Source organism: Zobellella denitrificans, from assembly GCF_002237365.1.
Taxonomy (GTDB): Bacteria; Pseudomonadota; Gammaproteobacteria; order Enterobacterales; family Aeromonadaceae; genus Oceanimonas; species Oceanimonas denitrificans.
In genome coordinates, this window is record NZ_NMUO01000099.1 from 1 (window position 1) to 14,606 (window position 14,606).

Consider the following 14,606-nt stretch of genomic DNA (forward strand, 5'->3'; position numbering starts at 1 on the left):
GGCCAGGGCGTCCAGGGGCGCGCTGGCGTCGGCGTGGCGCGCCAGCACCCGCTGCAGTATCTGTGTCTTGCGGGCTAGTCCGGCCTCGTCCAGGCCGGTGCCGCGCCCGGTGCATTGCGCCAGGGGCAAGTCGCCCAGCCGGGCCAGCAGCAGGCTGGCGGCGGAGGTGTTGCCGATGCCCATCTCCCCCGGGAGCAGCAGGTTGCCGGGCATGTCCGCCACCAGCGCCATGCCAAAGCGCAGCGCCCGGCGGCATTCGTCCGTGCTCATGGCGGGTTCGGCCAGGGCATCCCGGCTGCCGTGGCGGATTTTGCCGTCGATAAGAGCCGGGTGAGGCTCGAAGTGCGCATTGACGCCCGCGTCCACCACCTTAAGGGCAATGCCGTGCTGGCGGGCGAACACATTGATGGCGGCGCCGCCCCGCAGGAAGTTGTGCACCATCTGGGCGGTCACCTCGCCGGGATAGGCCGACACCCCGTGCCGGGCCAGGCCATGATCGGCGGCAAACACCCGGATCTGGGGCGCCGTTATCACCGGGCTCAGGCTCTGCTGGATAAGCCCCAGCCGCAGGGCCAGGGCTTCCAGCCGGCCCAGGGCGCCGAGGGGCTTGGTCTTGTGATCGATTTTGTGCTGCAGCGCCCGTTGCAGTTCGGGGTTGGCGACGGCGGGAATGGCGGGCAGGATAAGGGTATCGGGCATGGGGTTGGGTTCTCATGGCACAGGCCCCGTATGCTACCAGAAAGCGGCGACAATCGGGTCGCCCCTTTCAATAACCGGATATAAAGGGAGAACGATGGATTCTGTTTCGCAGCTGGCCCTGGGGGCCGCCGTCGGCGTGGCGGTAATGGGCCGCCGGGTCGGGGTAGGCAAGGCCGCCCTGGCGGGCGCCGCGTTTGGCACCCTGCCGGATTTGGATGTGTTCATCGACTACGGCGATCCGGTGAGCAACATGACCGAGCACAGGGGCAACAGCCATTCGCTGCTCTATCTCAGCCTGCTCTCGCCCCTGTTCGCCTGGCTGCTCTGCCGCCTGCCGGGGCAGCGGGTGCACTGGCGGGCCTGGACCCTGACCCTGTGGCTGGTGCTGGTGACCCATGTGCTGCTGGACACCATGACGGTATACGGCACCCAACTGCTGCGGCCCCTTACCGATTATCCTTTCGGCGTGGGCAGCATCTTTATCATCGACCCTTTTTATACCTTGCCGTTGCTGCTGGGACTGGCGGTGGCCCTGGTGCGGCGCGGTACCCGGGGCCTGGGCGCCAACCGGCTGGGGCTCTGGCTCAGCAGCCTCTATTTGGGCTGGAGCCTGGTGGCCCAGTGGCAGGTCGGCCTGGCGGTGGACCGGGCGCTGGCGGCGCAGGGGGTGGAGGTGGAGCGGCGGCTGGTCATTCCCACCGCCTTCAATACCCTGCTGTGGCGGGTCCTGGTGATCACCCCCGAAGGCTACCTGGAGGGGTTCTACTCCCTGCTGGACAACGGGGCCGCGCCCGAGTTCACCGCCTACGAGCGGGGCATGGAACTTTACCCCGCGCTGGCCGGCAACCCCCATGTGGCGCGCATCGCCCGCTTCAGCAAGGGGTTTTTCAAGATGAGCGAACGGAACGGCCAGGTGTTTGTCACCGATCTGCGCATGGGCCAGGAGCCGCGCTACAGCTTCAACTTCGTGGTGGCGCAGCGTCATGCGGAAGGGCTGGCCCTGGTCCGGCCGGAGCAGTTCAGCGAGCGGCTGGAACTGTCCCGGGCCCTGGACTGGCTGTGGCGCCGGGCCCTGGGCGAGCCCCTGCCGCCGCCGGGGCAGTGGGCCAGTCAGGTGAGGTAAAGAGCGTGAGGCGTGAGGATGTACACTCCTCACTCCTCACTCCTCACTCACCCCTCACTCTTTATCATTCCCGCCTCTTTCGGCTCGGGGCTGGCGGCCAGCTGCTGCTGGCACTGGCTCCGGGCACCCGGCTGCAGGTAGGGGCGCAGTATCGGCTCCATGCCTTTCAGCACCTGTACCGGCAGGGCGGAGGTAAAGCGGAACTTGTCCGACTCCCGGCCCGGCACATAGGCGGTGAGGGTACCGAAGTGGTTGTCCCCCAGGAAGAACACAAAGGTGGCGGTGCGGTTGCGGGCCAGGGAGCTCAGCACCTGGCCGCCGCGGCCCACGGTTTCGATGCGGTTGTCGCCGGTGCCGGTCTTGCCGCCCAGCACCAGGGGAGTGCCGTCTTCAAGACGGAAGCTGCCCTGCAGCCGGCGGGCGGTACCGCCGTCCACCACCTGGGAGAGCGCATTGCGCAGGGCCGCCGCCACTTCCTTGTCCATCACCCGCTGGCCCTGGCCGTGCAGGCGGCCCAGGCGGGCTTCGTAGGGGGTATGGGCGGCAAAGTGCAACTGGTCGATGCGCACCGTGGGCAGGCGTACGCCGTCGTTGAGGATGATGCCGATCAGCTCTGCCAGGGCGGCGGGTTTGTCGCCCGAGCTGCCGATGGCGGTGGCCAGCGACGGCACCAGGTGGTCGAAGGGAAAGCCCAGCCGCTGCCAGCGCAGGTGGATGTCGGAAAAGGCCTCCACCTCCAGCATGATGCGCAGCCGGCTGTCGCGGGCGCTGCGGTGGCGGGTTTTGAACAGCCAGCCGTACACCTCCTGGCGCTCGTCCTTGCTGGCTTCGGCCGCGTTGGCGAAGGTCGCTTCGGGCGACTCCTGCAAATAGCTGAGCAGCCACAGCTCCAGCGGGTGCACCCGGGCGATATAGCCCTGATCCGGCAGGCTGTAGGCGCCGGGCCCGTAGCGGGTGTAGAGCTCGTCGAGGCGTTTTTCGGTCAGCCGCTCCTGGGGCAGCCGGGTCTGCAGGAAGGCGGCGAATTCCTCGGGGCTGGCCTCGGGCATCAGGTAGCGGTGCACCGCCGCCAGGCGCACCGCGGTCGGCCGCAGGCCGTCGAAAAAGGTGTCCAGCCGCTCTTCGGTGGTCTTGCCCTGGTACTTGCGCCAGAAGCGCAGCAGAAACACCTGGCCTTCCCGGTCGGCAAAGCGGCTCAGGTATTCCTGGCGGCGCGGATCCTTGTCGTCTTCAAGCAGTTGGGCGCGGTTCTCGCTCTGGTAGATGCTGTAGCGCACGATATCGCGCATCAGCCGTACAAAGGGCAGGTTGATCGACTCCCGCAGGGCCTCGATCAGGGTGGGGTTGCGGCCGTTGTCCTCCCGGCGGAAGTTGCCGAAGGTGTGCATGCCGCCGCCGGTAAAGAAGCGCTCGCCGGTACTGGCGGAGTAGCGGCGTTCCAGGGCGGCGTTGAGCATGGGGGGCAGGCTGCGATCGGGGGTGCGGATCAGGTAGTCGATGGCCCAGCGGCTGAGCAGATCCTGCCGGTCGGGGCTGAGCTGGCGCAGGCTCTCGACCGACTTGCTGCCGTAACGCTGGTGCAGCTCGGCGATGATCTCCAGGTAGGTGGTCAGCACCCGGAGTTTGGCGGTGGAGCCCAGCTCCAGCTTGCTGCCCTCGTTGATGTCGAAGGGCTGGTTGGTGTTGTCGGTTTGCACCCGCACGTCGAAGCTGTCGGCGCCGCGCTCGAACAGGGTGAAGCTGTACCGCACGTCGGCGGTTTTTTCCGGCGACAGCAGGCGCTCGCCGAACAGGCCGATTTCCCGGGCGAATTCCGGATCCGCCAGCCGGTGCAGGTAGTCGCTCACCTTCTGCTGCAGCTCGGCGTTGAGGGTGGTGCTGGCGGAGAGATCCAGCCGGTCAAGTTCGTAGAGGGAAAGCCCCAGCAGGCTGGCCAGCCGTCCCCGGGTCACCTGCAGGGTCTTGTTGTTGTCGATAAAGACGGTGGCCGGATCTTCCCGGAAGTTGCGGAAGTTGAGCTTCTGGGCCAGGGCGGCGTCGCGCAGGGCCGGGTTGATAAGACCCGCCTGGGCCTGGATGCGCAGGTAGCTGTCGGTCAGGGTGTTGAGATCGTCCCGGCCCCGGAACAGGTAATAGGAAGGCCGGCGCTGGGCGATCATCAGCGCCATCACCTGGCGCAGGGCCTGGCCCTGCTCGGCCAGGGGCGTGTCCTTGTTCTGGGTGGGATCCAGCAACTGGTTGACCCGTGCCAGCTCGGTGCCGAACCAGATCCACAGGCCGTCGCCCAGGCCGTGCACCTCGCCATGGCCGGGGGCGGCGGCCAGGGGCACCGAGTTGATGTAGTCCAGGGCCACCGCCTTGCGGGCTTCGAGGGTTTCGGGGCCCTGCTGGTAGGCGCGCACGCTGGCGGAGATCATCTGGCGCAGCTTTTCGCCGGCGGAGTGGGTCAGGCCGCCCGGAGAGTGGCGGTATTTTTCGATCTGGGTGGCCAGGGTGCTGCCGCCGGCCGAGTCGTCCTGTATCTCCAGTGCCCGGCCCAGCTGGGACATGGCCGCCTTGGCGAAGCGGGGCCAGTCCACCGCCGGGTTGGCCAGGGGCTGCTCGTTATTGAGCAGCTCCCGGTTTTCGATAAACAGCAGGGCGCTGACCACCAGCGGCGGTATCTGCTCGAAGCGCTCGTAGTGGCGCTGGGGATAGCGGTAGTCGTGGATGGACTCGGCCCGGCAGTCGTTGATAAAGAGTCCGGCCTGGGTCTTTTCCTGATAGGGGGTGAAAAAGCCGCGCTGGGTATATTCCAGCAGGGCCGGGGAAAACTGGGCCTGCTGCTCGATCACGAAGCGGTTTTGCTGCAGCCGGGCGAGCAGCTCCGGCAGCCGGGTGTAGCCCATGCGCTGATCGAAGGGGCCATGGCTGGGGTAGCGCACCGCCTGGGTGGCGCCGGGCTCGAGGGAATAGGTCAGGGTCTGGGCATAGCGGGAGATTTCCCGGGCCTGCAGCCAGGAAGTGCGCATCTCGTAGGCCACCAGCACCCCCGAGGCCGCCAGCAACAGCAGCACAAAAAACCACAGCACCCACCGCCAGCGTCGGGGGCCGGGTTTGGTTACCGGCACCGCGGCCGGCTCCTGTTCGGGTAATGGAACGGGAGGGTGTTCTGCATGCTGTATCGCGCCCATAAAGGTCCCCTAAGCGCCACTATCGGTATCAGGGCTTCTTATATAAAAAGCGTAGCTTGGCGGGGCTGCTTGGGGGCCGTGGACGTAAAAATATTTGCAACCGCCCCGACCGCCCGGAACGCCTTTACGGGCGGGCTCTCCGCCTCGTCCGACGCCGGAGACAGCTTATCCCCGGGCGACAGTACTTGTCCACCGGGGCATCAGGCTTCCTGCTCCGCCAGCGCCACCTGCCGGGCCTGTTGCTGCAGCCGGTACATGGCCTGGTAGCGGCCCTGGGGCAGGGCCATCAGCTCGGCGTGGCTGCCGCTTTCCACCAGCTCGCCGTGGGCCATCACCAGGATGCGGTCGGCCTGGCTGACCGTGGACAACCGGTGTGCCACTACCACCATGGTCACCTTGCCGTGCAGGGCCTTCAGCGCCCGCTGCACCACCTGCTCGGTTTCGCTGTCCACGTTGGCGGTGGCCTCGTCCAGCAGCAGTATCCGGGGCGAGGCGGCCAGCGCCCGGGCGATCACCAGCTGCTGGCGCTGGCCGGTGGAAAGCCGTGTGCCGCGCTCCCCCAGGCGGGTGTCCAGGCCCTGCTCCAGGCCGTTTATCAGCTCCTGCAGGTGGGCCTGGCGGGCGGCCTCTTCCACCTGCCGGCGGGACAGGCCCCGACCCATGTCGATGTTGTCGTAGAGGCTGCCGGCCAGGATAAAGGGCTCCTGGGGGATCAGGCCGATGCCCCGGCGCAGGGCGTCCCGGCTGTAGTCGGCCAGGGGGCGGCCGTCGAGGCGGATCTCGCCGCCGCCGGGGGGATAGAAACTGAGCAGCAGGTTGAGCAGGGTGCTCTTGCCGCTGCCGGTGTGGCCCACCACCCCGATAAAGGCGCCGGCGGGAATGTCCAGGCTGAGTTGCCGGAACACCGGCTTGTCGGGCCGGTAGGCGAAGTCGACCCGCTCGAAGCGGACCGCGCCTTCGGGAATGTGGTCGGCCGCCCGGCCATAGTGCTGCACCGGCTGGTGCATCAGCTGGTAGACGCGATCCCCGGCCACCATGGCCTGCTGGTAGAGGTTGAAGCGCTGGGTGATCTCGGCCAGGGGTTCGGTGAAGCGGCCCATAAAGTTGAGAAAGGCGTACAGCACCCCCACCTCGGCCACGCCGTTGACCACCTGCCAGCCGAACACCTGCAGGATGCCGAGCAGGGCCAGCACGCTGAGCAGGTCGATGGCCGGGCGCAGCAGGGCGGCGCCGATCTTGATGGTGCGCATGCGGGCGGCGTAGTAGCGCTGGTTGAGCTGCTCGAAGCGCTCGGCGGCGGCCTGCTGGCGGCCGCAGGCCTGCAGCACCGCCATGCCGGCGATGGACTCGCTGATGTCGCTGTTGATCTCCGAGCGCAACTGCCGGCTGTCGGCCACCGCCGCGCCGCTCAGCTTCTGGTACAGGTAGATGACCCCCATCACCGCCGGGATCAGCAGCAGCGCCACCAGCATCAGCTGCACGTTGAGCAGCGCCATGGCGATGATGATGCCCACCAGCAGCACCAGGTTGGTCAGCACCACCGACAAAAACTGCACATAGAGATCCTTGATCGCCTCGGTGTCGTTGGTGACCCGGCTCACCAGCCGGCCGGTCATGGCCCGGTCGAAGAAGGCCATGGGCAGCTGCTGCACATGGGCGAACACCTTCTGGCGGATGTCCAGCACCGCCGCCAGCGCCATCTCGGTGAAGCGCAGGGTCTGCTGGTACCTGAGCCAGGCGGCGGCCACCTGGGCCAGCACATAGGTCGCCGCCAGCCCCGCTACCGGCCACAGCGGCAACCGGCCCGCCAGCAGGTAGTCGTCGATAAACACCTTGGCCAGCAGGGGGCCGGCCACGTCGGCGGCGGTGGCCAGCAGCAACAGCAGCAGGGCCTTCACCAGCAGGCGCTTGTCCCGGTAGACGTAATCCAGCAGCAGGCCGAAGGTGCCCTTGCCCTGGGGGAGATGATCAGGCTTCATCCAGCACTGCCTCCAGCTGTTGATAGGCCCACATCCGGCTGTACCAGCCGTCTTGTGCGATCAGTTGGCCGTGGCGGCCGGCTTGCTGCCGCCGGCCGTGGTTGAGCACCAGTATCTGGTCGGCGTGCTCCAGCGCCGACAGCCGGTGGCTGACGATGATGCAGCCCTGGTCCCGGCGGCCGCGCAACTGGTGCAGTATCTGCTGCTCGGTGTGCACGTCCACCGCCGACAGGGCGTCGTCCAGCACCAGTATCGGCGCCCGGCTGAGCAGGGCGCGGGCGATGGCCAGGCGCTGGCGCTGGCCGCCGGACAGGGTCATGCCGCGCTCGCCCACCTGGGTGTCGTAGCCCCGGGGCAGGGCGGCGATGTCGTCATGCACGCAGGCCTGGCGGGCGGCGTCCATCACCTCGTCCTGGCTCGCCTCGGGGCGGCCCAGGCGGATGTTGTCGGCGATGCTGGCGCTGAACAGGAAGGCGTCCTGGGGCACATAGGCGAACAGGCCGCGCAGGGCGTCGAGGCGGCAGTCGGCGATGGGGTGTCCGCCGATGCTGATCTGCCCCGGCTCGGTTTCCCAGTAGCGCATCAGCAGTTGCAGCAGGGTGCTCTTGCCGGCCCCGGTGGGGCCGGCCAGGCCCAGCACCCGGCCCGGGGCCAGCTCGAAGCTCAGTCCGCTCAGGGCCGCCTGGCGCTGCTCGGGGTAGTGGAAGCCGAGCTCCCGCACCCGGATATGGGCGTCCTCCGGGCGGTGGCGGCCCCGGTCGGAGACGCTGTCGGGCACCGCCAGCAGCGCCTCGACCCGGGTCAGGGCGGCGCTGCCGCGCTCGACGATGTTGAGCAGCCAGCCGAAGGCGAACATGGGCCAGATCAGCTGGGCCAGATAGAGGGTGAAGCTGGTGAGCTGGCCCACGCTCAACTGCTCATGCCAGATAAGCCAGGCGCCAAAGCCCAAGGTCAGCAGCAGGGCGGCGGACATGGACAGGAACACCACCGGCTCGTACAGGGCCTCGGCCCGGGCCACCTGGTAGTTGCGCTCGGCGGCCGCCTCGGCGATGGCGCCGAACTGGCGGCTTTCTATCTCTTCCCGGCCCATGGACTTGACCAGCCGCACCCCGGCGATGGCCTCCTGGGCCTTGTCGTTGAGCACCGAAAACTGCTCCAGCGCCGCCTTGAAGTGGTGGTGGATGCGGTTGGATATGCGGTAGAAGGCCAGCCCCATCAGCGGGAAAGGCAGCAGCGCCACCAGCGACAGCCGCCAGTCGATCACCCCGAAGATGATCACCAGCACCAGCAGCAGGGTGAGCAGGCCGTCGAAGCCGGACAACACCCCTTCGCCGGCGGCCACCTCGATGGCGTCGATGTCGTTGGTGGCCCGGGCCATGAGATCGCCGGTGTTGTGCCGGCTGTAGAAGGCCTGGCCCTGGCGGGTGAGCAGTTCGAAGAAGCGGCGGCGCAGCAGGTTGCCGAGGCGATAGGAGGTGCCGAACAGGATCCAGCGCCAGCCCAGGCGCAGGCCGTAGATGGCGATCCCCAGCAGCAGGATGAGCACCAGCAGCCGGCCCTCGGCCTCGCCGGTGGGGGAGGCGATCAGGCTGTCCACCGCCTGGCCGATCAGGTAGGGGATGCTCATGTTCATCACTGCCACCGTGGCCAGCATCAGCAGCGCCAGGCTGTAGGTGCGCCAGTGGGCCTTGAAGAACCAGGCCAGTTGCCTGAACAGTTTCATGGTTGTTTCCCGCTCTTTATCCCGCTATCAGGAGCCGCTCAATACCACAGATCGAAGCCCAGTTTGCCGATAATGGCGACTATCATCACCAGGGTCAGCCATTTTATCCACTTTACCCCGTTGGCGCTGATGCTGAGCCGGGCGCCGAACCAGGCGCCGAGCATGCTGCCCACGGCCAGCACCAGGCCGTAGCCCCAGGCCACCTTGCCGCCGATCACGAAGATGGCCAGGGCGGGCACCATATAGACCAGCACGATCAGCACCTTGAGCCGGTTCACCTGCACCAGGTCGATGCGCAGCACCCGGTACAGCAGGGTGATAAACAGGATGCCCACCGCCACCTGGATAAAGCCGCCGTACAGGCCGATCACCGCCAGCGCCAGATAAACCCTGGGGCCGAGGTGGCCCTCGTCCAGGGGCCTGGTCGGCAGGTGGGCGGGGGCGGGCAGCAGCATCAGCACGGCGCAGCTCGCCATCACCAGGATCAGTATCCACTGGAACAGCCGCTCGTCCAGCCATACCGCCACCCAGGCCCCGAGCAGGGCGCCGGCCACCGCGGGCAGGCACAGCCGCAGGCCCAGGCGCAGATCCCGAAAGCCCGCCCTGTGGTACTGGCCCAGGGCGGTGAGGTTCTGCAGCACTATGCCCACCCGGTTGCTGCCGTTGGCGGTGGCGCCGTCCAGCCCCATGAACATCAGCAGCGGCAGCGTCAGCATGGAGCCGCCCGCCGACATCACGTTGATAAAGCCGGACAGTACGCCGGCGGCCAGCAACAGCAGGGCTTCGGTCGGGGTCATCGGATCCTCGTCGGGGGGCCATCCGTACCGGCGCCTGGCCCGCCTCGGGTGGGTGAAAATCAGTGGGACTCATTATGCCCTAAAGTGGCATATAGTTTAAAAAATCAAGCTGCCAGCATGTGCCACCCCTGCCACTCTCGCCGGCAGGAAAACACCGCCGTTTGCAGAGGTGCGCCTTGCTGGCGGGGCGCAGGCGGCCCGCCTGCCTTCGCGCGCAGCGCGAATCCTCGGGTAGGCCTGCCACACCACAGGTTTAAAGAGGCTCAACGCAGAGCAGGCTGCGGGTTGGGCTGTGCCTTCTTCGCCCACCTCGGTGCCACCCTCATGCGGGCGGGCCGCCCGCGCCCCAAGAATCGCCACGGCCTAAGTTTTAAACTATATGGCGTTCTGGATTGGTACCGGAAAGGGCGGAAATGACAAGAGGGGCAAAAAATGCTTCCATCCGCTTTTTATCGATTAGCATAATTCCGCAGATTGGGGATTGAGATTGGGTAAGCGCGTGTCTGGAAAGATCCTGTTGATAGGGCTGCTGTTGCTGGCGCCCGGGGCCTGGGCGACCCAGGCGGTGTTCGCCGGTGGCAGCTTCTGGGTGATGGAGGCGCTGTTTGCCGGCCGGCCCGGGGTCGAGCGGATTGAAGCCGGCTGGATGCAGAGCGGCAGCCAGCACCAGCGCCGCCAGGTGGTGCGGGTGCACTACGACGACAACCTCATCGGCTACGGCGAGCTGCTGACCCTCTACTGGGCGGCGGTCGACCTTTTCGACGACGAGGGCCAGTTCTGCGACAGGGGCCGCGAGTACAGCCCGGCGCTCTATGTACAGAGTTCGCTGCAGCAGAAATGGGCCCAGCAGAGCCGGGCCAAACTGGAGCTGGAAACGGGGCGGGAGCTCGGCGTGCGCATACTGCCGGTGGGCGCCTTCGCGCTGGCGCTGCCCCGGCACCAGGGGTACGCCGAGCGCAATCCCCTGCTCTATGGCGCCTACCGGCGGGCCTGCGGCTACCCGGCGGGGGAGCGGCTCAATCCCGAGGCGCTTGCAGGCGTCCTGCCGCCAGCCATTGCCCGATAAGGTCGGCGATGGCGGGCGGGTCGTTCAGATCCTGCAGCGGCACCGGGGCCTCCAGGCCGGGGTCGTCGGTGGCCACCGCCAGGATGTGGGGGTCGTGCCGGCACAGCAGCGGCTTGCCGTGGGCGGGCCTGTGCACCTCCAGCTTGGGAATGGGCGCCTCGCGGAATCCCTCCACCAGCACCAGGTCGAGCCGATCCAGGCTCAGCCGTGAAAGGGATTCATTTAGATCAGGCTCCTGTACCTTGGGGTTCTCATAGGTCAGAATACTACGATGAGGTCCGGCCAGCAGGCATTGGCTGGCGCCGGCGTGGCGCAGCTCGTAGCTGTCCTTGCCGGGGGTATCCTGCTCCACGTCGTGATGGGTGTGCTTGATAACACCGATGCGCAACCGGCGTTGGCGCAGCAGGGCGACCAGTTGGCGCAGCAGCGTGGTTTTGCCGCTGCCGCTGAAACCGGCCAGGCCCAGCAGGGCATAAGGGCTGTCGAGTCGGGACATAAGGGGCTTCGCAATGGAACTGACAAGGGCTTAAGTGTGCCATGGCCGCGCGCCCGGACCGAACGACAAGATCAATAAAAATCGACGTTGTGCCGTAAGTCGACGACTTGCGGCAGAAACTGTCAGATACAACACAGAGTGAACGGGTTGCGCTATGAGCAAAGCTGTATGGGGAATACTGATCCTGATGCTGCTCGGCCAGCAGGCCCGGGCGGAGGAGATCAGTTTCCGCCTGTCGGGCCTGAGCGGCGAGCTGGCGGACAACACCCGGGTTTACCTGAACCAGTTGCCGGCCATCCAGGCCGAGCAGTTGCCCCGTTTCCGCAAGGACATAGTGACGGCGGTGGAAGACAGCCTGCAGGCGCTGGGGTATTACAGTCCGCAGATAGAGGTGGAGGCGGACCCGCGCAATCCGGCCCGGGTCAATGTGCGGGTGGAGGCGGGGGAGCCGGTGCGCATCCGCCGGCTGGAGGTGCTGCTGCAGGGTGACGCGGCCTCGGATCCCCTGTTCGAGGAGCGGGTCGGCAACCTGGGGCTGAACGAGGGCGACATCCTCAACCACGAAACCTATGAAAGCGCCAAGACCGGCCTGCTCAGCCTGGCGCTGACCCGCGGCTATTTCGATGCCCGCTACCGGCGCAGCCAGGTGCTGGTGCATCCCTGGGAAAACGCCGCCGACGTGATACTGTCGTTCGACTCCGGGCCCCGCTTCAAATTCGGCGAACTCAGGGTGGATACCGATCGCCCGGTGGAGCGGCTGCTCAGTCCCCTGGTCAATGTCCGGCCGGGCGATCCCTACCTCGCCAGCCGGGTGGCCGAACTCAGCCGCTCGCTCTCTTCCACCCGCTATTTCCGCCAGGTGGAAGTGCTGCCCCTGGTGGCCGAGGCGGACGAGGACAACCATATTCCGCTGTCGGTGGTGCTGCGCGCCAGGGCCGACAACGAGGTGGAGCTGGGCGTGGGTTTTTCCACCGACGAGGGCCCGCGCACCTCGGTCAGCTGGGACAAGCCCTGGATCAACAGCCTGGGCCACAGCGTCAACACCAGCCTCAAGCTGTCGGCGCCCAAGCAGGACATCAGCTTTGTCTACAAGATCCCCCGCGGCCATCCGCTCGACAACTACTACACCCTGCAAAGCGGCTACCAGCGCCTGGATCAGCGCGACACCCAGAGCGACCGCCTGGTGGCCTCGGTGCATCGCTGGGACAAAAACGCCTACGACTGGACCCGGGACGTCTTTATCCGCTCGGAATACGAGTCCTACACCCAGGGCGAGCAGAAGGACGACAGCTTCCTGCTGATCCCCGGGGTGTCCTACAGCCGGACCCGGGCGCGCGGCGGACTGGACCCCTACTGGGGCGATTCCCAGCGCATCACCCTGGAGCTGTCCGAGCCCTGGTGGGGCTCCGATACCCGCTTTATCCGGGCCTGGGGCCGCAGCAAGTGGCTGCGCTCCCTGTCCGACAACCAGCGCGTCATCGCCCGGGCCGAGCAGGGCGCGGTCTGGGTGGACGAGGTCGAGGACCTGCCGCCGTCGCTGCGCTTCTTCACCGGTGGCGACCTCACGGTGCGGGGCTTCGGCTATGAGAGCATCAGCCCCCGCGACGAAAACGGCGATCGCACCGGCGCCAAGTACACCACGGCCCTGAGCCTGGAATACGACTACAAGGTGGCGGAAAAGTGGCGGCTGGCCACCTTCGTCGACACCGGTACCGCCACCAACGACTATAACGACGCCTGGAAGGTGGGCACCGGCGTGGGCGTGCGCTGGCTGACCCCGGTGGGCTCGGTGCGCCTCGACCTGGCCTTTGGCGTGTCGGAGGACGACACCCCCTGGCGGCTGCACTTTACCCTGGGGCCTGAATTATGATCTGGTTGAAACGAAGCCTGTTCGGTGCCATTGCCGCCATCGCCCTGCTGTTGATGCTGCTGGTCAGCCTGCTGTTCACCCATACCGGCAACCAGTGGCTGTGGGCGCTGGCCAAGCGCCAGGTGCAGGGGCTCGACGGCACCCTGGTGGCCGGCCAACTGGGCACCGGCTGGCAGTTTTCCGAGCTGAGCTACCAGCAGGACTCCCTGGCCTTCTCGGCCCGGGCCGTCACCCTCGACTGGCAGCTCGGCAAGCTGCTCGATGGCCGCTTCTGGCTGCAACGGCTGGACGCGGCCGACATACTGGTGCGCATCACCGCCCTGCCCGAGGGGAGCGACGAGGAGGAGGCATCGGAGCCGCTGCTGGATCTGACGCCGCCGCTGCGCATCGATCTGGACGAGATCCGCGCCGATCGGGTGCGCATCGAGCTGCCCGGCCAGACCGTCGCCTGGGACAGCCTGCTGGTGGCGGCCCAGTGGGACGACGACGGCATGGTGATCACCGGCCCGGAAATGGCGGGGCTGACCCTGACCCTGCTGCCGGGCGAGGATGAAGTGGCGCCGGCACCGGTTGAGACCGACGCCGCCACCGCCGACCGATCGCCGCTGGCGCTGCCGGAAATCGTGCTGCCCTTTCCCCTCAAGCTCGAGCGGTTCAGCCTGACCGACAGCCGCCTGGTGCAGGGGGAGGAAGTACAGGCCCTGCACCGCCTGCAACTGGCGCTGGAAGGCGAGGGCAGCCGGCTCGATATCCACGGCCTGGAGCTGTCCCACGAGCTGGCGGATCTGCAGGCCGCCGGCCAGATCACCCTGAGCGGGGACTATCCCCTTGAACTCGGCCTTGCGGCCACCCTGCACGAACCCCTGCTGGAAGGGCAACTGGCGGGCCAGCGGCTGGATCTCGAGCTGCGCCAGAGCCTGGCCGAGCTGTCCGCCGAGCTCAGCCTGGAAGGGGTGATCGCCGCCCGGGCCCGGCTGCAGGCCAAGCCCCTGGACCCGGCGCTGCCCTTCGAGCTTGCCCTGGACTGGCAGCGGCTGGGTTGGCCCCTGGCTGAGCCGGAATGGCGCCTGGAGCAGGGCCGGCTGACCCTGGATGGCCGCCTGGAGGATTACCGGCTGCGGCTGGCCGCCGAGGCGCAGGGCCCCGAGCTGCCGCCCATCGGTATCGAACTGGCGGGCGAGGGCAATCTGCAGGGCCTGGCGCTGGCGCCCCTGGCGCTGCGCCTGCCACAAGGCGGGGGAAGGGTGGAGGGACGACTCGGCTGGGAAGAGGGCATCGACTGGCAGGGCCGGCTGGTGCTCGAGGAGGTGGATCCGGGCAGTTTCGTGGCGGATCTGAACGGCCGCCTCAACGGCGAACTCGACACCCGCTTCACCCTGCGCGGGGAGCAATGGCAGCTGGACGCCAGCCCCGATATCCACGGCCAGCTGCGGGATTATCCGCTGTCGCTCGAGGGCCAACTCAGCCTCAACCAGGATCTGCAGGGTACCCTCGACCAACTGGTGCTGGCCAACGGCAACAACCGGCTGACGGTCAACGGCACCATCACCGAACGCTGGCAGCTCGACGCCGAGCTGCAGGCCCCGGCGCTGGCGGTGTATGCCCCTGGCCTGTTCGGTGACCTGGCCGGCGGTATCCGGGTGCGCGGCGAGCTGGCCGCCCCCGAGGTCCGGGCCAGCC

Annotated in this window: 10 protein-coding genes; 4 read left to right on the forward strand and 6 right to left on the reverse strand. The window is 67.4% G+C overall.

The annotated features are described in order from the left end of the window. The coding region (locus CGX12_RS16425) for a nicotinate-nucleotide--dimethylbenzimidazole phosphoribosyltransferase (RefSeq protein WP_094040930.1) at positions 1 to 699 on the reverse strand (699 nt) is incomplete at its 3' end. A gap of 94 nt (positions 700 to 793) precedes the next feature. Between CGX12_RS16425 and CGX12_RS16430 the strand changes: the two genes are divergently transcribed. Next, positions 794 to 1,822, forward strand: a complete 1,029-nt coding sequence (locus CGX12_RS16430) for a metal-dependent hydrolase (RefSeq protein ID WP_094040931.1) — start codon at positions 794 to 796, stop codon at positions 1,820 to 1,822. A gap of 47 nt (positions 1,823 to 1,869) precedes the next feature. Here CGX12_RS16430 and CGX12_RS16435 read toward each other — a convergent pair whose 3' ends face one another. The 4 genes from CGX12_RS16435 to CGX12_RS16450 form a co-directional block, all read right to left on the reverse strand. Next, positions 1,870 to 4,995 (reverse strand): transglycosylase domain-containing protein, encoded by a 3,126-nt coding sequence (locus CGX12_RS16435; protein WP_094040932.1) that lies wholly within the window; start codon positions 4,993 to 4,995, stop codon positions 1,870 to 1,872. 200 nt (positions 4,996 to 5,195) lie between these two features. Further along, positions 5,196 to 6,974, reverse strand: coding sequence for an ABC transporter ATP-binding protein (locus CGX12_RS16440; protein WP_094040933.1), 1,779 nt, complete (start codon positions 6,972 to 6,974; stop codon positions 5,196 to 5,198). After that, positions 6,964 to 8,697, reverse strand: a complete 1,734-nt coding sequence (locus tag CGX12_RS16445; RefSeq protein WP_094040934.1) for an ABC transporter transmembrane domain-containing protein — start codon at positions 8,695 to 8,697, stop codon at positions 6,964 to 6,966. Before CGX12_RS16445 ends, CGX12_RS16440 begins: the two co-directional genes overlap by 11 nt. 38 nt (positions 8,698 to 8,735) lie before the next feature. Further along, positions 8,736 to 9,494 (reverse strand): sulfite exporter TauE/SafE family protein, encoded by a 759-nt coding sequence (locus CGX12_RS16450; RefSeq protein WP_094040935.1) that lies wholly within the window; start codon positions 9,492 to 9,494, stop codon positions 8,736 to 8,738. A 499-nt stretch (positions 9,495 to 9,993) separates the two neighbouring features. Between CGX12_RS16450 and CGX12_RS16455 the strand changes: the two genes are divergently transcribed. Further along, positions 9,994 to 10,560, forward strand: coding sequence for a peptide-methionine (S)-S-oxide reductase (locus CGX12_RS16455; protein ID WP_254918324.1), 567 nt, complete (start codon positions 9,994 to 9,996; stop codon positions 10,558 to 10,560). On the opposite strand, the gene mobB is transcribed toward CGX12_RS16455, so the two are convergent. Beyond that, positions 10,511 to 11,056 carry a molybdopterin-guanine dinucleotide biosynthesis protein B gene (gene mobB / locus CGX12_RS16460; RefSeq protein WP_094040936.1) on the reverse strand — a complete coding sequence of 182 codons (546 nt, stop codon included), beginning with the start codon at positions 11,054 to 11,056 and terminating at the stop codon, positions 10,511 to 10,513. The genes CGX12_RS16455 and mobB overlap by 50 nt on opposite strands. A gap of 154 nt (positions 11,057 to 11,210) precedes the next feature. On the opposite strand from mobB, the gene tamA reads away from it, so the two are divergent. Both tamA and CGX12_RS16470 read left to right on the forward strand, forming a co-directional pair. Then, the gene (gene tamA / locus CGX12_RS16465; RefSeq protein ID WP_094040937.1) at positions 11,211 to 12,926 is read left to right on the forward strand and encodes an autotransporter assembly complex protein TamA; all 1,716 of its coding nucleotides are present in this window, start codon (positions 11,211 to 11,213) and stop codon (positions 12,924 to 12,926) included. Then, a partial coding sequence (locus CGX12_RS16470) for a translocation/assembly module TamB domain-containing protein (RefSeq protein ID WP_497045692.1) occupies positions 12,923 to 14,606 on the forward strand: 1,684 nt, incomplete at its 3' end. The genes tamA and CGX12_RS16470, both read left to right, overlap by 4 nt.

Excerpts from the sequence above, each read along its gene's own strand:
- CGX12_RS16430 (WP_094040931.1), top strand. The coding sequence starts at position 794 with ATGGATTCTGTTTCGCAGCTGGCCCTGGGGGCCGCCGTCGGCGTGGCG.
- CGX12_RS16435 (WP_094040932.1), bottom strand. The coding sequence starts at position 4,995 with ATGGGCGCGATACAGCATGCAGAACACCCTCCCGTTCCATTACCCGAA.
- CGX12_RS16440 (WP_094040933.1), bottom strand. The coding sequence starts at position 6,974 with ATGAAGCCTGATCATCTCCCCCAGGGCAAGGGCACCTTCGGCCTGCTG.
- CGX12_RS16445 (WP_094040934.1), bottom strand. The coding sequence starts at position 8,697 with ATGAAACTGTTCAGGCAACTGGCCTGGTTCTTCAAGGCCCACTGGCGC.
- CGX12_RS16450 (WP_094040935.1), bottom strand. The coding sequence starts at position 9,494 with ATGACCCCGACCGAAGCCCTGCTGTTGCTGGCCGCCGGCGTACTGTCC.
- mobB (WP_094040936.1), bottom strand. The coding sequence starts at position 11,056 with ATGTCCCGACTCGACAGCCCTTATGCCCTGCTGGGCCTGGCCGGTTTC.
- tamA (WP_094040937.1), top strand. The coding sequence starts at position 11,211 with ATGAGCAAAGCTGTATGGGGAATACTGATCCTGATGCTGCTCGGCCAG.